The 17,861-nt window shown below is 40.5% G+C and carries 17 protein-coding genes; 9 read left to right on the forward strand and 8 right to left on the reverse strand.

Annotation, left to right across the window (positions count from 1 at the left end; translation table 11 throughout):
- Positions 1-112: 112 nt before the first annotated feature.
- From H6G75_RS00915 to H6G75_RS00925, 3 genes are read right to left on the reverse strand one after another with little or no spacing between them, the layout of a single operon-like run.
- Positions 113-730, reverse strand: coding sequence for a response regulator transcription factor (locus H6G75_RS00915; protein ID WP_190978130.1), 618 nt, complete (start codon positions 728-730; stop codon positions 113-115).
- Entirely contained in the window at positions 727-1,542 is an 816-nt protein-coding gene (locus H6G75_RS00920) for a S1C family serine protease (protein ID WP_190978131.1), read from the reverse strand. The genes H6G75_RS00915 and H6G75_RS00920 overlap by 4 nt, the downstream gene beginning before the upstream one ends.
- Positions 1,543-1,568: 26 nt before the next feature.
- Complete coding sequence (locus H6G75_RS00925; RefSeq protein WP_190978132.1) at positions 1,569-2,474, reverse strand: S1C family serine protease; 906 nt, start codon at positions 2,472-2,474, stop codon at positions 1,569-1,571.
- An 871-nt stretch (positions 2,475-3,345) separates the two neighbouring features.
- Between H6G75_RS00925 and H6G75_RS00930 the strand changes: the two genes are divergently transcribed.
- The gene (locus tag H6G75_RS00930; protein ID WP_190978133.1) at positions 3,346-4,422 is read left to right on the forward strand and encodes a M4 family metallopeptidase; all 1,077 of its coding nucleotides are present in this window, start codon (positions 3,346-3,348) and stop codon (positions 4,420-4,422) included.
- A 251-nt stretch (positions 4,423-4,673) separates the two neighbouring features.
- A complete protein-coding gene (locus H6G75_RS00935; protein ID WP_190978134.1) occupies positions 4,674-4,967 on the forward strand; it encodes a protealysin inhibitor emfourin in 294 nt (97 codons plus the stop codon).
- Between the two features lie 121 nt (positions 4,968-5,088).
- Here the strand turns inward: H6G75_RS00935 and H6G75_RS00940 are convergent, their stop codons facing one another.
- On the reverse strand, positions 5,089-6,015 hold the full coding sequence (locus H6G75_RS00940) for a cobalamin-binding protein (RefSeq protein ID WP_190978135.1): 927 nt from the start codon (positions 6,013-6,015) through the stop codon (positions 5,089-5,091).
- 567 nt (positions 6,016-6,582) lie between these two features.
- On the opposite strand from H6G75_RS00940, the gene H6G75_RS00945 reads away from it, so the two are divergent.
- The 6 genes from H6G75_RS00945 (at position 6,583) to H6G75_RS00970 (ending at position 13,663) form a co-directional block, all read left to right on the forward strand.
- Positions 6,583-8,694 carry an ATP-binding protein gene (locus H6G75_RS00945; protein ID WP_190978136.1) on the forward strand — a complete coding sequence of 704 codons (2,112 nt, stop codon included), beginning with the start codon at positions 6,583-6,585 and terminating at the stop codon, positions 8,692-8,694.
- Positions 8,695-9,107: 413 nt separating this feature from the next.
- Positions 9,108-10,058 (forward strand): J domain-containing protein, encoded by a 951-nt coding sequence (locus H6G75_RS00950; RefSeq protein ID WP_190978137.1) that lies wholly within the window; start codon positions 9,108-9,110, stop codon positions 10,056-10,058.
- The gene (locus tag H6G75_RS00955; RefSeq protein ID WP_190978138.1) at positions 10,058-11,272 is read left to right on the forward strand and encodes an ATP phosphoribosyltransferase regulatory subunit; all 1,215 of its coding nucleotides are present in this window, start codon (positions 10,058-10,060) and stop codon (positions 11,270-11,272) included. The genes H6G75_RS00950 and H6G75_RS00955 overlap by 1 nt, the downstream gene beginning before the upstream one ends.
- A gap of 85 nt (positions 11,273-11,357) precedes the next feature.
- Positions 11,358-11,585 (forward strand): ferredoxin family protein, encoded by a 228-nt coding sequence (locus tag H6G75_RS00960; protein WP_062298355.1) that lies wholly within the window; start codon positions 11,358-11,360, stop codon positions 11,583-11,585.
- A gap of 272 nt (positions 11,586-11,857) precedes the next feature.
- On the forward strand, positions 11,858-12,607 hold the full coding sequence (locus H6G75_RS00965; RefSeq protein ID WP_190978139.1) for a PEP-CTERM sorting domain-containing protein: 750 nt from the start codon (positions 11,858-11,860) through the stop codon (positions 12,605-12,607).
- A 312-nt stretch (positions 12,608-12,919) separates the two neighbouring features.
- The gene (locus H6G75_RS00970; protein WP_190978140.1) at positions 12,920-13,663 is read left to right on the forward strand and encodes an ABC transporter ATP-binding protein; all 744 of its coding nucleotides are present in this window, start codon (positions 12,920-12,922) and stop codon (positions 13,661-13,663) included.
- A 294-nt stretch (positions 13,664-13,957) separates the two neighbouring features.
- Here H6G75_RS00970 and H6G75_RS33740 read toward each other — a convergent pair whose 3' ends face one another.
- The 3 genes from H6G75_RS33740 to H6G75_RS33860 all read right to left on the reverse strand — a co-directional run bounded on the left by H6G75_RS33740 (position 13,958) and on the right by H6G75_RS33860 (position 14,712).
- Entirely contained in the window at positions 13,958-14,173 is a 216-nt protein-coding gene (locus H6G75_RS33740; RefSeq protein ID WP_190978141.1) for an HNH endonuclease, read from the reverse strand.
- Complete coding sequence (locus tag H6G75_RS00980) at positions 14,166-14,405, reverse strand: hypothetical protein (RefSeq protein WP_190978142.1); 240 nt, start codon at positions 14,403-14,405, stop codon at positions 14,166-14,168. The genes H6G75_RS33740 and H6G75_RS00980 overlap by 8 nt, the downstream gene beginning before the upstream one ends.
- 100 nt (positions 14,406-14,505) lie before the next feature.
- A complete protein-coding gene (locus tag H6G75_RS33860) occupies positions 14,506-14,712 on the reverse strand; it encodes a hypothetical protein (RefSeq protein ID WP_397331160.1) in 207 nt (68 codons plus the stop codon).
- A 134-nt stretch (positions 14,713-14,846) separates the two neighbouring features.
- Here H6G75_RS33860 and H6G75_RS00990 point away from each other — a divergent pair, with 134 nt between their 5' ends.
- The gene (locus H6G75_RS00990) at positions 14,847-16,466 is read left to right on the forward strand and encodes a glycosyltransferase family 39 protein (protein WP_190978143.1); all 1,620 of its coding nucleotides are present in this window, start codon (positions 14,847-14,849) and stop codon (positions 16,464-16,466) included.
- 170 nt (positions 16,467-16,636) lie between these two features.
- On the opposite strand, the gene moeB is transcribed toward H6G75_RS00990, so the two are convergent.
- On the reverse strand, positions 16,637-17,809 hold the full coding sequence (moeB, locus tag H6G75_RS00995) for a molybdopterin-synthase adenylyltransferase MoeB (protein WP_190978144.1): 1,173 nt from the start codon (positions 17,807-17,809) through the stop codon (positions 16,637-16,639).
- Positions 17,810-17,861 lie beyond the last annotated feature (52 nt).

The raw sequence follows: 17,861 nt of genomic DNA on the forward strand, positions 1-17,861 counted from the left end.
TTACCTCCTGCCTCAACCGCGTAGCGGTAAGTCAAAAGGCAAAAGTAAAAAGGCAAAAATGAAGAATACTTTTGACTTTTCATTTTTTACTTTTGACTTCTCCTGCCTCCCACTACAGCATAATTAAGCCCAGTCTGACACCAGCTGTCACCGCTTCGGTGCGGGAGGAAACAGCCAGCTTTTGAAAGATGGATGAAACATGGAACTTTACCGTATGTTCGGAAATTTGTAGACGTTTAGCGATCGCTTTATTACCCAACCCAGAACCTAACATTCCCAACACCTCGATTTCTCTGGGTGTCAAAGTTTGCACAGGGTTAGCCACAACTTTTTCGCGTATAGGGAGTAATTCTAAATAATCTGGGTGCAGCACAATCAAACCCGATGCGATCGCTTCGATCGCCGCAGTAATTTCCGCTTCTGTGCTAGTACTGGGTAATATTCCCCGAACACCAGAACGTAAGCCAATTTCTAGGTCAATACTCTCGATATCTTCTGTAATCAGCAAAATTTGTTGTTCTGATATCAGTTGCAATTTTGTCCAAGTTGATGAAAGATGGCTGCTGAAATCTAACAGCAATACATCTGGTTGTAGTTGTTCAAATTCCTTGGTGAATGTCTCCAAATCTGATGTTGTTCCCACCACAGTTAGTTGGGGATGATCATTGATCAGCGATGACAAACCCACCTGCACTACCACAGAAGCAGCAATGACCACCACTCGGATCATGTCGCCTCCACAGAGGTTTTCTGGGCAATGTCAATAATAAATTGCTTTCTCCCCCGCCGCACTTGTAATGGTATAGACTCTTGGTTGTGATGCAGATATTTAGCCAAGTCATCAGGTCGAGTGAATAACCGTCCTGCAACGCCAATTAAGATATCGCCAATTTGCAAACCAACAGTTTCTGCCACACTACCAGGAACTATAGATAATACCAATAAACCGAGACTGAGCCTGTCTAAAACCACAGGTTGCAAGGTGACTCCGAGTTGCCAACGAGGACTACCACTCAGAAAACAGTTAACAGTGTTGCTGGGAATTGCCACCGCCAAACCGTTGACAATCATTGTATTAATCCCAACAACTCGCCCCAGACAATCAGCTAAACATCCACCAGAATTACCAGGATAAAGCTGTAAATCTGCGATGACGGCTGATTTATGATTGCTGTGAACCATCCCCATTGTGAATGCACCATCATCACCTAAAGGATTACCTACAGCCAAAACTAATTCACCAACTCGCAATGTATCAGAATTACCGATGGTGGCAGGATGTAAGTTAGTTGCAGAAATTTTGAGTACGGCTAAGTCTTGCTGTGGGTTAAAGTGCGATCGCACAGCCGTAAATACCCTACCATCAGATAATTCTACAGTCGGCTGCTGACTGGTCGCCACATGAGCATTTGTAATAATCAACCCGTCTGCTTGCCAAATTACCCCAGAACCAACTCCCAACCCACCGCTTTTAACTTTGACTGTGCTTTGACGCAGTTTAGCAGCAACTGCGGACAGTTCATCATTGAATTGTGTAATCATATTTGCCTGAAATCCTGAGAAATTGCTTACTCAACGGGGCGTTCGCCAACCACAATATCTAATTCAACTAATGTCCCACCCCGGACAACTTGCACTTTGATGAGTTTACCGATGCGATCGCTATTATTTAGTAGTGCCAAGACATCGCCTGTATCGCTGACAGCTACATTATCCAATTTTACCAACACATCCCCCAGCAATACACCTGCCTTGTCAGCCGGACTAGATGATTCCACATTGACAACAATTACCCCCGTTGTTGTTGGTAAATTTAAACTATTTTTCAAGTTGTGCGGTAAGCGTACAGGCTGCATACCTACACCCAAATAACCGCGAGAAATGTGTCCTTTAGTCAGTAATTGATTGACTACACGCTCAACTGTACTAGCAGGAATTGTCAAAGCCGTACCGCGCCTTCCTGATGTATTCATTCCCACCACATAACCAGCCGCGTCTACTAGCGCCCCGCCAGCACAACCAGGGTAAAGCGTGATATCTGGGCGGATAAATTGGTCAATATTACCACCACTCATACTCCGCCAAGCCCCACTAACTACACTCACCGCCCCCATCGCCGCCCGGATATCACCTTCGCTACTTCTAGCTAGTCCCAAAACTAAATGACCAACTTTGAGTTTGGTGACATCACCAATTTGTGCAACTGGAATTGCTGCATTTTGTAGTTGAAAAACAGCTATATCAGTACTAGGGTCATGACCAAGAAATAACGCTGGTATAGTATTTCTATCTGCGAGAGTTACCGTGATTTCGTCATAACGCCCCAGAGATTCATCAGAAGTCACAATGATATTGTTACGCCAGTGAATACCACTGGAAGAAAGACGTTTACCCGCATTAACAGCCACTACAGTATTCCCAGCCTGTTCTACAATATCCGCTAAACTGTTGGAAAAATCCTGCAATGAAGACATAAAGTTCTCCGCCAATATTTTGTGATGCTTCTATCTTGTCGCTTTATATCCAGACATAGCATCGGAAAAATGGGGAGAATTTCACCTAGAAAAATGGCTAGTAAAACAAGGCAAAAGGAAAAAGAAATAATAACGATACCACAAACCTTTTAGAAATTTCTTACGGTTTGTTTCTTTACTCCGACCTGTACTTGTACTCCTGTGAAGTCAAAAATATTATTAAATAGGCTTTACATTTATTTAGAATAATTACTCTATTTACGCCGTTATGTACTAGTTAAAAACGATATAAGAAATATACTGATTATCATTTTCACTATTTAATACGTAGCTAGATTAACGAAGTTGCCAACCAGCCAAAAATGAACTAAGGTAGGACTGAATTTTTATAAGATAAATTAATATAAATTTTTCCGAAATTTAGCCTTAACAATTGGTAGCTGCTGAATGTAAGTCTTTGATTTGGCGGATACTATGTTACCAAATAATTTAAATTGGCAAGTTATATTTAAACTTTATTTGCAACACACTCATTACCAGTTTAACAAGTCGTAAAAATTCCTATATATGCAACAAAGCTTAATAAAATATTTAGGAAATATCCTGTAAAAGAGCTTGAGGAAATAGCATAATCGTTCTTAAAAGGAACTATCATTTAGCCCTGCAAGTTCTGTGGATAGTTGTGATTGATTGGTGCAAACACTCAGGCTAAAATGACAGGTTTTAAGTTTTGTGACTCAGTATTATAGATGCTGGACAGACATATCCAAAAACTAGTAGAAAAGTCAATAAAAATTATTTCTAGAGGATATGTTGATTGCATGAATTAGCATAGCGATCGCTTAGTTTTTTTTGAAGGAGAATATCTTATATGGCGCGTAAGAAAAAATCATCAGGTTTTCAATTTCAGCATTCAATTTACACAAGATGTCCTATTTGTTGTATTTTGCCACCTCACATGCTAGAGCATGTGGCTGTGAATGGTAATCCGCAGCAACGTTCTTGGGCGTTTCATACGTTAAACGTCTCCGCACAGTTCCGAGGACGACGGAATGTTGTCGGGAATATTTTCTTCTCTCCTTCTCCAGGTGAGAAGCGACGCACTATCTACGACGCGAAAAATGGACAGCAACTTCCCGGTACTTTAGTACGTAGTGAAGGTGATCCGCCAAGCACTGATGAAGCAGTCAATGAAGCTTATGATGCTGCTGGTGCTACTTATGACTTGTATTATGAAGTATTTGAACGCAATTCAGTTGATGACAAGGGTTTGCGTTTAGACTCTAGCGTTCACTATGGTGTTAAATATGACAACGCCTTTTGGAACGGTGATCAAATGGTCTACGGCGATGGCGATGGCGAACTGTTCCAACGCTTCACAAAATGTATTGATATTATTGGGCATGAGTTAACACATGGAGTAACTCAATACGAAGCTGGTCTGCAATATTATGGTGAACCAGGGGCTTTGAACGAATCATTTTCAGATGTTTTTGGTTCCTTGGTCAAACAAAGATTAAAAAATCAAACCGCCGACCAAGCAGACTGGATTATTGGTGAAGGTCTTTTAGCGCCTGGTGTTAAAGGTGTTGGGATTCGCTCGATGAAAGCCCCAGGAACAGCTTATGATGATCCTGTGTTGGGCAAAGATCCGCAACCAGCCCATATGCGCGATAAATATACTGGTTGGGAAGATAATGCGGGTGTGCATATCAATTCTGGTATCCCTAACTATGCTTTTTATTTAGCCGCAGTGGAAATTGGCGGTTACGCTTGGGAAAAAGCTGGGAAAATCTGGTACATTGCTTTACGCGATCGCTTGCGTAACCAAGCACAATTTAAAACCGCCGCTAACGTCACCATCCAAGTTGCAGGAGAACTCTACGGTACAGATAGTCCAGAACAAAAAGCTGTACAGAATGCTTGGCAAAAAGTAGGAGTCATTTAAGCAGAATTCAGGAGTCAGAAGCCAGAATACAGAACAGACTGTGTAGATAGTAATAGGGATAGGGTGTAAGAGTATAGGGTGTAAGGGTGTAAGTTTTCAAAACCCTTACACCCTATACCCATTCACCCCCACACCCAGTCTCAACAGACAATCTTCGTGCGTCAGTTCTGTTCTGACTTCTTTTCATTGTTGCTAAACTGGGGGAAGATAGTTTTTTCTCCCAGTTTTTGTATACAACGGAGAGCAAAACAATGCGGATCACATTTGAACGCACAGGTGGCTTTGCTGGAATAACGAAGAAAACAACCCTAGACACCAACAATCTTCCACCAAAGGAAGCTAAAGAACTACCATTATTAGTCCAAGCAGCAGATTTATTTCGCTTACCTGCACAAATTCCCTCGCCAAATCCCCAGAGCGATCGCTTTCAGTATAGGTTAACTGTAGAAGATAACGATAAACAGCACACAGTCATTGTCAGTGAAGCCGCTTTACCTGGAACTTTAAGACCTTTAATTGAGTGGCTCAATCATGTGGCTATTTAGAGGGGGTAAGATTGGGGGGACAAGGGCGACAAGGAGGACAAGGGCGATAGAGGTTTGTTGAGTTAATAAAAATTATTCAATTTGTTTTTTAGACTACCTAAAAAATCATGACTCAGCACTTTTACAAAATTTCCCAAGCAGTACCTTTGTAACCATAGTCAAAAATTTCTGGATGCAAAATTTCTGCCAGAATTTCTAAAGAGTCAACTAATCTTGGGCCAGGACGGTTGAAGTAAGCATTACCATCAGTAATATAAACTCTACCTGTTTTGCAGGCGTGGAGTGTTTGCCATTCGGAACGTTGAGTTAGTAATTCAGCTTCTTGGCGAGTGCGAATTAAATCAAAGCCACAAGGCATAAATACAATTACATCTGGATTACTGGCGATGAATGTTTGCCATTCTAAGGTTGCAGAAGGTTTACCGGGATGGCTAAACAGCGATTGTCCGCCTGCGAAGTTGACTAATTCGGGAATCCAGTTTGCCCCTGTCATCAAAGGATCTGTCCACTCAATACAAGCAACTTTTGGCAGTTCATTGAGTGCCAACCCCTGAATTTTTTGTTGGATGATTTTAACTCTGGCCTCTAGATTTTCCAGTAATTTTACTGAGTCTACATCAAAGATATGAGCAACTTGTTCAATATCAGTCCAAACATCTTGTAGAAGATTAGGTTGTAAAGAAATAATTTTTGGTGAAGTTGAGATGAAATTACTAACAGCTTTTTCCACTTCTGGTAAGCTGACGGCACAAACATCACATTGATCTTGGGTGATAATGTGAGTTGGTTGCAACTGCTCTAAAACATCGGTTTTGATGTGATAAATGCTCAACGCTGATTGCAATAAATCATTGACTTTAGTGTGAATATCGTTGCTAGGCACATCAGTATTAAAGCGTGCTTCAGTACATATAGGAATTTTTTGAATATCTGGCGGATAGTCACATTCATGCGATCGCCCTACAATTGCATCAGTTAAGCCTAGTGTGGCTAAAATCTCCGTTGCACTTGGTATTAAAGAGACAATTCTGAGATTGCGATTAGTCATTACTTTATCTCCCGAACATCTGCTACCAGTTAAATTTTTACAAACTTCAACTAATTAAGTATCTTTCTGTAGGAGAATGGCGCAATTTATTAGCGTTATGATTAACTGAGCAAATTGACTATTTGAGAAAGTGGCATAAATCAAAATATTCTGATAGTGATTACCTTTAATTTTAGGAGATATCGTCTTCAGGAGTGATGCTATTATCTTGCCTTCTATGGTATGAGGTATGAGGCATCAATCATAAATTTGTTGATAAAAAGCATCTTGTAACTATATGAGCTGGTTAATAGCATAGTAGCTATATGGAAATGATGTCTTAAAATCATAAAATTTTTAACAAATAGCGATTCCGTACGTAGTTATATACAAGAGGATTGCCAAAGTTGGATAACTAATAATAATGTAATTTTAGTAATAAGTATTGCACTGTACCCAAAGAGTTTAATGAAAAAAAATATACTATCCTGTTCTGAAAAATCCTCCAGAGTATTTGTAGTTATAAAAGATAGTTCTGTTTTTGTGATAACTCCCTCAGACATGGTAATTACTTAACAGGTGTATTAGATGCAGTTAGCAGTGGTTAATGATGGTCAACCAGAGATTGTGCAGACTAGAGACAATGAGCAGCGCAAACAAATCCAATCCTTAGTGCAGTTAGCGAGGAGTAAAACATTCCAAACAGGCAATCTTCAGGCAACACTACAAGAAATTACAGAGGTAGCAGCAAAAACACTGTCGGTTGAGCGAGTAGGTGTATGGTTATACACTGCTGATAACACTGCCATTGAGTGTATTAATTTGTATGATACGCGGAAAAACATACATATATCAGGTCAGACTTTATTAAAAGCCAATTATCCTAATTATTTCCAAAGTTTGGAAATGGAACGCAGTCTAGCTATAAATGATGCGATTAACGACCAAAGAACCCAAGAATTAGCAGCATCTTATTTAAAAGTATTTGGCATTGCATCGTTACTAGATGCGCCGATTTGGTTAGGAGGACGTGTAGTAGGGGTAGTTTGTCATGAACACTTTGGTGAAATGCGCCAATGGACTGTTGAAGAAGAAAATTTTGCAAGTTCAATTGCTGATTTTGTTGCTTTAGCAATAGAAGCCAGCGATCGCCACATTGTACAAGCAGCTTTAGGTAAAAGTGAAGCAAAATTTCGCGCAATTTTTGAGCGTTCATCAATGGGGATTGGAATTGCAGATATCCAAGCAAAAATAGTAGATGTGAATCCCAGGCTATCTCAAATGTTGGGATACAGCCGGGAAGAAATTTATGGAAAGTATTTTATCGATTATATTGCGCCCCAGAAAGGAGATTTAGAGCTATATAAACAACTAGTAGCAGGAATACGCGATCGCATTGAAATAGAAAAACACTTCCGCCACAAAAATGGTCAGTTAGTGTGGACTAAACTCTCAATTTCCATGATTCCAGGGAGTAATGGAACACCAGAGTTTTTCTTGGCAATTATTGAAGATATTACAGAACGCAAACAAACAGAGTTAAAGCTGCGTGCATCTCAAGCAGCCGCAGAAGCGGGTAATCGCGCCAAAAACGAATTTTTAGCAACAATGAGCCATGAACTGCGAACTCCCTTAAATGCCATTATGGGCTTATCGCAGTTATTACAACAAGAAATGGTTGGTGCTTTAAATGAGAAACAACAAGAATATGTTAGTTGTATATATAGTAGCGGCGAACATTTATTAGCAATCATCAACGACATTCTAGATTTATCAAAAGTAGAATCAGGTAAAGAAGAATTACATTTATCAACGGTATCTGTATTAGACTTATGTAATTATGCCCTTTCGACAGTCAGTGATCAAGCTCAAGAAAAAGGGTTAAAACTGATCAGCGAAATTGACCCACAGGCAGAAATTTGTCGAGTTGATATTCGGCGCTGCAAACAAATGCTAATTAACTTAATGACCAATGCAATTAAATTTACACCAACAGGTCAGGTAAGTTTAGAAATTAAAAAAGTTCCTGAAGGTATTAAATTTACTGTTGCTGATACTGGTATTGGTATAGATAATAGTCAATTTCATCTGCTTTTTGAACCATTTAAACAGCTAGATAGTCAATTAAATCGTCAGTATGAAGGTACAGGCTTAGGACTAGCCTTAACACGTAAATTAGCACGCTTGCATGGTGGAGATGTCACTGTCGAATCAAAATTAGGAGAAGGTAGCCGCTTTACCTTATTTATTCCAGAACAAGTAGATTTAATCACAGAAATAAATCTGAGCCAAGAAGATACTCATGAACTTTCTTCGTTAGCAGATCAAGTAGTGCAGAAACGCATTTTAATTGCTGAAGCAGAAGAAAATATCGGGATATTTTTACAAGATTATCTCCAAATTCTTGGCTACCAAGTAGAATGGATAAATCATCAAGATAAAGTTTTAGCAACTATTAAAAATTTTCAGCCAAGTTTACTTTTACTAGATACACAATTTTTAGCAAATAACAATATAAGACTACTACAAGCATTGCAGGCAGAATCTGAATTGCTCAATATGGCTGTAGTATTTATGGGTGTTCCAAAAAATGATTGCCCAGAATTAAATAATCTACAACTAGAAAAGTATGACTATCTTGTGAAGCCAATTCGGATAGTGCAGTTGGAATCAATTTTGCTGCACTATTTAGGCGATTGAGGCGATTGTGATTTATCTATCTTTTGCGCTTTGTCATTACCAATCATCAGGAACAACCTTGAGGAATGGCGATTGAATTGACATGATGAAAAAATATTCAAACTCAATGTCTAAAATTTCACAGTAAAATTATACTCAATCTGTCCATAATAAATTGCTCAGTGTAGCCTAAAAACAGACTGTTTTTAGCTTTTTAGGACATAAAGCTTGCTATAGCTACTATTTAAGCACTGGGTGTAGTCCGTAGATTAAATTGCTGGTTGCTAAAAAGACGTTTCTAACCTCAGTGTGAGGATCATAGAAACTATTGACTCTTAGCTAGGGAATAAATGAAAAATTGCTACTGACAATCCACTGAGTGAGCGAAGTAAACTAGAAGGAATCTTATGACTCCTTTGGTACAAAACCAACCTATGTCGCTAAAAATAGATCGTGGATTGTTTAAATATGACTTTATAGATCATCACGCAGTCTTGTGCGTTACCGTGGATGCGGACGTAAAAGACATTCGGAAGCGTTATCTACAAATTGCGCGGCGGTTGCATCCCGACAGTAATGCTTCCGCTACGCCTGGAGAAAAAAAGTTAGCTAGTGAATTATTGTCGAAGTTGGTGAACCCAGCTTATGAAACACTCTCTAACGATCGCACCCGCACAGAATATATGGTAATTTTGTCCCAAATGGGTAAGCGTTTGGTACAAGAGTCAAGCTCGATCGAGCTTACCACTGATTTAGCTAGACAATTGGCGGCTGCGCCCAATATTGATCATTCCTATAAAACTGCGATCGCTAAAATTGCTGCAACTCAATTCACTTCCTTACAGCAAGTAATCCCTATCGTTGCTCAAATTAGCGAGTTGAACTTGGTTTATTTAATGCGGAGTGCTGGTAAAGCGTTCTCTAATCAAGCAACTGCAACTAAATCTCCCCCACCAACGGCTAACACAGCCCCAAATACAGCTGCTGCACCCCCACCACCAGCGCCCCCCAAAGAAGACGCAGCCGTAGAACAATATATTCGGCGGGCGCAAACTTTAATTGAGAAAAACCAATTTGCTCAAGCGAAAGTTGAATTGCAAGACGCGCTGAAACTGGCTCCCAAGAGTAGCCGCTGTCATAGTTTGATTGGCTTGGTTTATTTAAAGCAAAATCAACTCAAAATGGCCAAGATTCATTTTGACAATGCTTTAAAATTAGACCCGAATGACCAAACAGCGAGCGCATGGAAACCTAAAATAGATAAAGCTTTGGGTCAACAATCCGGTGGTTCTAAAGCAACTCCATCTGCCAAAACTGGGACACAACCAGATAAATCAGGAGGTGGAGGTTTATTTGGCGGTTTGTTTGGTGGGAATAAAAAATAATGGTGTATCAACCAGCAGCGGGAGCAAGGGATTTATTACCTTTAGATGTAGCTCAAAAACGCTGGATTGAAGATAGGTTACAACAAGTGTTCCATCGTTGGGGATATCACAAGATTATTACCTCAACGCTGGAACGGATGGACACTTTGATGGCGGGGGAAGCAATTCAACGCCAGATGGTGATTCAACTGCAAAATTCTGAAGATGAAGAACTAGGGTTGCGTCCAGAATTGACAGCTTCGATTGCGCGTGCTGTAGTGTCGCGTATGGAAGGTGTCACTTATCCGCAACGACTTTATTATCATGCCAATGTCTTCCGGCGAATTTGGGAAAATCGCCACAATCGTCAGCAAGAGTTTTATCAAGCTGGTGTGGAACTTTTAGGTGTTGGCGGACTGCGGGCTAATGCTGAAGTGCTGCTGTTGGTGGGTGATTGTTTAGACGGGCTGGGTTTGCGAGATTGGCAAATAGTTTTAGGCGAAGCGGGAATTACTCGCTCGCTTTTACAGGCTTTTCCGGCTAATTTACAAGCAAAAGTACGTCAAGCGATCGCTCACCTTGACCGCGTGACTATCGATACTTTGCCCTTGAGTGAGGATTTACGCGATCGCGCCAGAATCATGCTCGACCTGCGGGGTAAAAGTCAAGATGTATTACAAAAAGTCAGTAGTCTGGGTTTGGATGCAGAACAGCAAGCAGCTGTCAATAACCTGAAATCGCTGGTAGAGTTACTGGAATCAGAAAGAAAGTTTCCCATCATCTTGGATCTGAGTTTGATCCAAACCATTGACTATTACACAGGTATTGTCTTTGAAATTGTCCACAACCGCGATCATCCAGCCACAGTTTTAGGGCGGGGTGGTCGCTATGACCAACTTTTAGGACTGTATCATCCCCAAGGCGAAAACATCCCCGGAATTGGTTTTGTCCTCAATATTGAGGATGTATACCAAGTTCTGCTATCGAGCCAGCAATTACCCCAAGATATCCCTGCTAGTAACTGGTTAGTAGTACCAGAAACCGCAAGTGCAGAAGCCGCGGCTTTTGCTTATGCTCAAAAACTCCGAGATTCTACTCACTTAGTCATAGTGGAAATGGAACTAGGGGGAAGAGATGCACAAGCTATTCGTCAGTATGCCAGCGATCGCCGAATTGCTCAAATCGCTTGGATTAAAGCCGATGGCTCACCCACAATAGAAAGTATTAGTCAATAATCATTTGTCATTTGTAAATAAAAATAACTAATGACCAATGACCAATAACCATTGACTTGATCACTAAAGAGAGGGAATCTATCAAATGCCACATTCAATTGTGACTGATGTTTGTGAAGGTGTTGCCGATTGTGTGGATGCTTGTCCTGTAGCCTGCATCCATCCAGGGCCAGGCAAAAATGTGCAAGGAACTGATTGGTACTGGATTGACTTTTCTACCTGTATTGATTGTGGAATATGTTTCCAAGTATGCCCCGTCACAGGTGCGATCGTTCAAGAAGAACGACCCGATTTGCAGAAAACACCTAGCTAGAGTTCCGTAGAACTTACGCAAAAAAACTAAAGTTTGAGAACAGGGTGTAGGAGTGTAGGTGTACAGAACCTTTACACTCTCACACCCTTCTCGATTTACTGTCTAGCAAACTCTTAAGTACTTAAGGCTTACGTATAAAAAATTTATATAATTTTGATATCTTCTTAATCACATCTGATAAACTTTCTAGTTAATTACCTCAGTTAGCATCCTCAGCTAAATCTGACAGATAAGTGATATTTGTATTTCTCTGAAAAAAGATATTAAAATTCATGAAACAACTAAGTAGTTTTCCTAGTGTTAATTTTTTAACGTCTAGTATAGCTACGTTAGCTATTAGCTTGATTTCAAGTCAAAGTGCAACAGCCGCAACGATCGCGCTTGGCTTTACTAAGCTAACAGGGGTCACAGGTGGTTCTCCTGCAACCACCGCCGTTCTAAGGGCGGAAATTCCGGCAATTAGCTTTGGTGAGATTGCTTCTATTGTAATTAAAGATATTAGTGATAGTACTGCTGGCTCTCCGGGTAATGTTACTGGTTTTGATTTAGATGGCATTAAGCTGAGTTACGTTGCTGTTGACAGCGCCGTCGCAGCCAGAAACATTTCCGCAGCAGATTTATTAGATGTTTTTGATTTTAGTCCTACCGGAACTATCTTCACCCCTGGAAGCCAGCGTTCGCCTACATCGCCAGAATTGTTTGGGACTACAGGTGGTAATGTCAATCATGCGGTGGCTACATTGGGAAATTTTGATGCTAACGCCACTACTGACCCTAAAAGAATTTTTGGGTTTTTCAGCTTGGGAAATCATGGTCAAGTTGAATTTAAATTCAAAAGTCCTGTTACTACCACTAGTCCGCTATATCTTTACATCGGTGAAGTTGGCGACAATGGTGAGTTAGCAAGTGGGGAAGTAATTATCTCACAACCAGCACCTCCTGTTCCGGAACCGAGTGGTCTAGCTGTATTATCTTTGGCAGGGATATTTTTGGCAGTACGTCACCGTCGCAAAAATGGATAGGTGATAGGTTACAGGTTACAGGTTACAGGTTACAGTCCCGCTTCGGAATTTATTTAGAGTCTCATAGTACAAGTCCGCTAAAGAGGACACAAAGAGAAATTGATTCCAGTCTCCTGAAGTAGACTTTGGCTATGAGTCTGGAACTTTAGTTCTAGGTGGGGATGGCTTGGACATGAAAATTTTCGACTTGTGTGTACACCTTAGCCGACAAAGAGAAGGTTTGGGAGAGAGGTCAAAACGTTATTTTGCAAACTCAAGTTAAAATTTACGCGATCGCGTAGCATCATAAAATTCAATTAATTCAAGGATTGTATGTCAGGTTCAGTTGATCACTCTGCCCCAATACTCGAAGTTACAAATGTCCATGCTGGTTACATCAAAGATGTAGATATTTTGCAAGGTGTGAATTTTCGGGTAGAAGTTGGAGAATTGGTGACAGTAATTGGCCCCAACGGTGCGGGAAAGTCCACCTTGGCAAAAACTATTTTTGGTCTGTTAACACCCCATACAGGCACAATTACCTTTAAGGGCGAGAATATTGCTGGACTAAAGTCAAATCAAATTGTCAAGAAAGGCTTGTCCTATGTACCCCAAATTGCTAATGTTTTTCCTTCTTTGAGTGTGGAAGAAAATTTAGAAATGGGGGCGTTTGTGAGTAATGCACCTCTGAAGCCTGTAAAAGATAAAATATTTGCAATGTTTCCCAAATTGAGCGATCGCCGCAAGCAACGGGCTGGTACACTCTCTGGAGGAGAACGGCAAATGCTGGCAATGGGTAAAGCTTTGATGTTAGAACCCAGTTTATTACTGTTGGATGAACCTTCGGCAGCTTTATCTCCAATTCTTGTCACCCAAGTATTTGAGCAGATTAAACAAATTAATCAAAGTGGTACTGCGATCGTACTGGTAGAACAAAATGCGCGTAAAGCCCTAGAAATGGCACATCGCGGTTATGTATTGGAATCTGGGCGAGATGCGATTTCTGGCCCTGGTCAAGAATTATTAACAGATCCAAAAGTGGGCGAATTGTATTTAGGTGCTGGAAAAGGGCATTAAAGTCTGAAGTCTGAAGTCTTGGTTGTTAATATGTCGTATTATTCAATATAATCCTATCGCCTAGCTTTCTCTTGGATCTTGACTAGGGGGATGTAAACCTGCTTTAACCCAAAAACTCCGCGCACATTGAATCGAGTCATCTTCTGGATAGCGATCGTCGTTCATATCAAGTCGCTTGCAGGTTGCTCTACCGATAGGGGTAACTCCAATAATTGTCCTACCATCTGCTGACCAAAAGAAATGCTCTGACCAAATTTGTTGACGAGGATTAAATAAGGGTACTACTGCGTTAGTCTATAAGTCATATCCCGCGACAAAGTTGTAGCGACGCTCATTACAACGACGACAAGCCAAGGCTAAATTATTAAGTTCATCAGAACCACCGATAGACTTTGGTATCAAATGGTCTACTGTAAATCTTGTTGTGGAAATGCGTTCTGGAGAATGGCAATACTCGCACAGATAGTTGGCACGTTTTCGGACAATTTCTTTAGTAGCATCATCAATCATTGTTCTGAGCTACCAGCATTGCATTGATATGGGTAAAAATTCTATCTAGTTCGCCAATTTCTTCAAGTTCGATAACTTCTTCTGGAGTTAGTAAATCAGCTTTTTTGCGTTCTAGAAGTTCTTCCATCCGTGCTTGCAGTTCATCATTAAATTTGAATAGGTTAAATTTATCCAGCTTTTCTATTCTGATACTGCTAATCAAGGATGAAGGTCTAGCAATTACAGTTGTCATAGTCAGGGCGATGTAATTTATCGATGTATGCTTTTATTTTAGTGGTTTGGTTGTAGGTAATTTTTATTATCGGGCTGTTGTTTGTTCAACGTTTGTCGTTTCATACTTTCCTCAATATAAAAGGTTGGGTGGGGCGATAGCGAAACCCAACAAAGTCTTGAGGATGTTGGGTTAGCCTGCGGGAAGCCGCTTTGCATCTACGTTTTTCAACCCAACTTAGGTAAGTCAGAGTAATCCCATCTTCGCCTAATTGTCTCTCGATTGTGTAGCGATCGCCAAATAAGTGCTGCCCTGGATTCCACGCCATTGGTCAAGACCGTAATTTTACATACATTTTATTTTGGCACAGGCAATACTCTGTTTTTGCTGTATTGTATAAAGGGAAAATATTATAAATATCTTTACGATGTGCAAATGTTTGAAAAAACAAAATCTAAATAAATGCAAATATCTCAAAAATGGTTTACTCAAAAAGCTCATCAATCAGTGCTTTTTTTGTTGGTTGGAGGATTATTATTTAGAGCCATAATTGCTTTTTGGCTTTACCCTACCTTTGATGAAGCATATTACTATATTTACAGTTTACATCTCGACTGGAGCTATTTTGATCATCCGGCTATAGTCGCCCTCACGACTGGTTTTGGAACTTGGTTAACGGGAGAAGTTTCACAATTTACCATTCGTTTAGGCGCGATACTTTGCTATACAGGTAGTTTGATATTTTTATATTTAACTAGTCAAAGAATATTTTCTGTCAAGGCGGCTGTGTTTACTTTGGTTATTGCTACTATCAGCCCCATTTTTCAAGTTGGTTTTGGTGTATTGAGTTTACCAGACAGTCCCTTAATCTTGTTTTGGTCGGCTAGTTTATATTGTGCGGTGGCTGAGTTTTTCCGCAGGCCTTTGTATGTTCCCAGCTACCGTTTAGCCATTTTAGGAATTTTGGTCGGTTTGGCCTGTAATAGTAAATATCATGGGTTTATTTTAGGACTAGGGTTAGTTGGTTTTTGTCTAACTAGTCCGCCGCATCGGGTTGTAGTGCGATCGCCTTGGGCATGGTTCAGTTTAGGATTATTTATCATCACCATTTCCCCGATTGTGTTCTGGAATATGCAGCATGATTGGGTATCTTTTAGTTTTCAATCAGCCAGAGCCGTACCTCAAGGTGGCTACAATTTAATAAATGTATTCTTAGTTGCTTTAGTTCAAGTAGCTTATTTGTTTCCCACCATAGGTTTTCCTCTATGGCATATTAGTTTACAGCCAGTTATTAGAAGAATTCAACAAATTTTGGCGCAAAAATCATTAACTTATCAAGATGATTTCTATCCCGCTAAACTCTTAATTTTCTGGCTATCTTTACCTTTAATTTTAGGCTTCACTTTTATTGGAGGATATCGGCAAATTTTACCAGCTTGGGCAATGCCGGGATTTTGGGGAATTACTTTATTATTAGGACAGCAAGTCGTAATTTGGGAACAGAAATCATCGCGTTGGGTGCGACGCTGGCTGTTAGGTTCAGGAATTATGGTTACTAGTATTATGCTGATTTTATTGCTGCAATTAACCATCGGCATATTCCAAAAACCTAGCCAGTATGCTGTATTGGGTGGATTTTTACCTGTTAAGAATGACCCTTCCACAGAATTAATTGATGTTCAACAACTACGAGAAAAATTTCGTGAATCTCCAGTTTTGAAAACTGCACTGCAAAATTCTAGCTTTATATTTACTAATCGCTATTATGTAGCAGGCCCGCTTGCGATGGCGTTGCAACCTTTAGCACAAATTCCGATTACTTGTTTTGATATTGGCAATGATAACCGTGGCTTTGCTTTTTGGTCTACGGCGGAACAATGGGTAGGAAAAGACGCGCTATATATTACGACTGCGCCGTTTAATTTGAGAACAGATTTAATGGCTAGTTATCGCCAACATTTTCGCAGCTTGGAAGAAATTGAACAAATAGTATTGCGTCGGGGTGGAGAGGTTGTGAATATTGTTTATGTTTATCAAGCCAAGACCTTGCTGAAACCATATCATCGTACTTATGGGATTTGACGCAGGATTTACACCCAAAGGTTGTCTTGAGAGATTGGGTTTAAAGTCAACGCTAATACTGACAACCTTAAGACTTGTGCAGGCGATCGCGCAATACTCATAACAGAGAAAGGGGAAGTAATTTATATTACCTCCCCTTTGATTTTTTCTGCTTGATTGACAGATGATGCTTAATATTCAGGAACCGAAGGATCAACTTCTCGACTCCATGCAGTGATCCCGCCTTTGACATTTGTACCAACAATTCCCGCGTCCTTGAGGATGCTGAGGGCTTTGGCAGAACGACCGCCCATCTTACAATGAGCAATTAAACGGTGGCCGTTGAGGACTTCTTTCACCTTAGCTACACCATGACCACTTTCAATATCTGGTAGTGGTACTAATACCGAACCAGGGATTTTTGCAATGTCGTATTCGTGGGGGTTACGCACATCCAACAAGACAAAATCTTTCGCACCACTATCTAGCAATGCTTTTAATTCTGTCACTGTCATTTCAGCAATTTCTTGCTGTTGTTTTTCTTCTTCCGCCTTGGCTTGGGGAATACCGCAGAATTGTTCGTAGTCTATCAGCTGTTCAATGACTGGGCGGATGGGGTTAGGACGCAGTTTCAACTCCCGGAATTTCATATCTAGGGCGTTGTATAGCAATAACCTACCGCTTAAAGTATTACCATTACCGAGAATAATTTTGACAGTTTCCGTTGCTTGGATAACACCAATCATTCCGGGTAAAATTCCCAAAACGCCACCTTCTGCACAGGAAGGAACCATCCCTGGTGGTGGTGGTTCGGGATACAAGTCGCGGTAGTTCGGCCCGCCTTCGTAGTTAAATACCGTTGCTTGACCTTCAAACCGGAAAATTGAACCGTAAACGTTGGGCTTGTTCAACAATACACAAGCATCGTTGACGAGATATCTCGTGGGGAAGTTATCAGTTCCATCCACCACGATATCGTAAGGTCTAATAATATCGAGGGCGTTTTCGGAACTCAGACGAGTTTCGTATAAATCAACCTGACAATAAGGGTTAATTTCGTGAATGCGGTTTTTAGCAGATTCAATTTTGGGTTTACCTACCCAAGAAGTACCGTGAATTACTTGACGTTGCAGGTTAGAAGTATCAACAACATCAAAATCCACAATACCAATGCGGCCGATACCAGCTGCGGCTAAATATAACAGCAGTGGAGAACCTAAACCACCTGTACCGATACATAATACACTGGCGGCTTTTAAGCGTTTCTGCCCTTCGACACCGACTTCTGGCAAAATCAGGTGGCGAGAGTATCGTTCGTAGTCGTCTTTAGTTAGCTGGATTTCATCCAGGTTGGGATTTAACATAGCAGTTGTGCTGTGGACGAGCGGATTATTAATACTATCGAAAAATGATGTG

This window comes from Nostoc sp. FACHB-280 (genome assembly GCF_014697615.1).
Classification (GTDB): domain Bacteria; phylum Cyanobacteriota; class Cyanobacteriia; order Cyanobacteriales; family Nostocaceae; genus Nostoc_B.

What these genes read in the sequence shown, in the direction of transcription:
- H6G75_RS00935 (WP_190978134.1), top strand. Translation starts at nt 4,674, where the DNA reads ATGCGGATCACATTTGAACGCACAGGTGGCTTTGCTGGAATAACGAAG.
- H6G75_RS00915 (WP_190978130.1), bottom strand. Translation starts at nt 730, where the DNA reads ATGATCCGAGTGGTGGTCATTGCTGCTTCTGTGGTAGTGCAGGTGGGT.
- H6G75_RS00950 (WP_190978137.1), top strand. Translation starts at nt 9,108, where the DNA reads ATGTCGCTAAAAATAGATCGTGGATTGTTTAAATATGACTTTATAGAT.
- H6G75_RS33860 (WP_397331160.1), bottom strand. Translation starts at nt 14,712, where the DNA reads ATGGCGTGGAATCCAGGGCAGCACTTATTTGGCGATCGCTACACAATC.
- H6G75_RS00945 (WP_190978136.1), top strand. Translation starts at nt 6,583, where the DNA reads ATGCAGTTAGCAGTGGTTAATGATGGTCAACCAGAGATTGTGCAGACT.
- H6G75_RS00960 (WP_062298355.1), top strand. Translation starts at nt 11,358, where the DNA reads ATGCCACATTCAATTGTGACTGATGTTTGTGAAGGTGTTGCCGATTGT.
- moeB (WP_190978144.1), bottom strand. Translation starts at nt 17,809, where the DNA reads ATGTTAAATCCCAACCTGGATGAAATCCAGCTAACTAAAGACGACTAC.
- H6G75_RS00940 (WP_190978135.1), bottom strand. Translation starts at nt 6,015, where the DNA reads ATGACTAATCGCAATCTCAGAATTGTCTCTTTAATACCAAGTGCAACG.
- H6G75_RS00955 (WP_190978138.1), top strand. Translation starts at nt 10,058, where the DNA reads ATGGTGTATCAACCAGCAGCGGGAGCAAGGGATTTATTACCTTTAGAT.
- H6G75_RS00970 (WP_190978140.1), top strand. Translation starts at nt 12,920, where the DNA reads ATGTCAGGTTCAGTTGATCACTCTGCCCCAATACTCGAAGTTACAAAT.
- H6G75_RS00980 (WP_190978142.1), bottom strand. Translation starts at nt 14,405, where the DNA reads ATGACAACTGTAATTGCTAGACCTTCATCCTTGATTAGCAGTATCAGA.
- H6G75_RS00920 (WP_190978131.1), bottom strand. Translation starts at nt 1,542, where the DNA reads ATGATTACACAATTCAATGATGAACTGTCCGCAGTTGCTGCTAAACTG.
- H6G75_RS00930 (WP_190978133.1), top strand. Translation starts at nt 3,346, where the DNA reads ATGGCGCGTAAGAAAAAATCATCAGGTTTTCAATTTCAGCATTCAATT.
- H6G75_RS00965 (WP_190978139.1), top strand. Translation starts at nt 11,858, where the DNA reads ATGAAACAACTAAGTAGTTTTCCTAGTGTTAATTTTTTAACGTCTAGT.
- H6G75_RS00990 (WP_190978143.1), top strand. Translation starts at nt 14,847, where the DNA reads ATGCAAATATCTCAAAAATGGTTTACTCAAAAAGCTCATCAATCAGTG.
- H6G75_RS00925 (WP_190978132.1), bottom strand. Translation starts at nt 2,474, where the DNA reads ATGTCTTCATTGCAGGATTTTTCCAACAGTTTAGCGGATATTGTAGAA.
- H6G75_RS33740 (WP_190978141.1), bottom strand. Translation starts at nt 14,173, where the DNA reads ATGATTGATGATGCTACTAAAGAAATTGTCCGAAAACGTGCCAACTAT.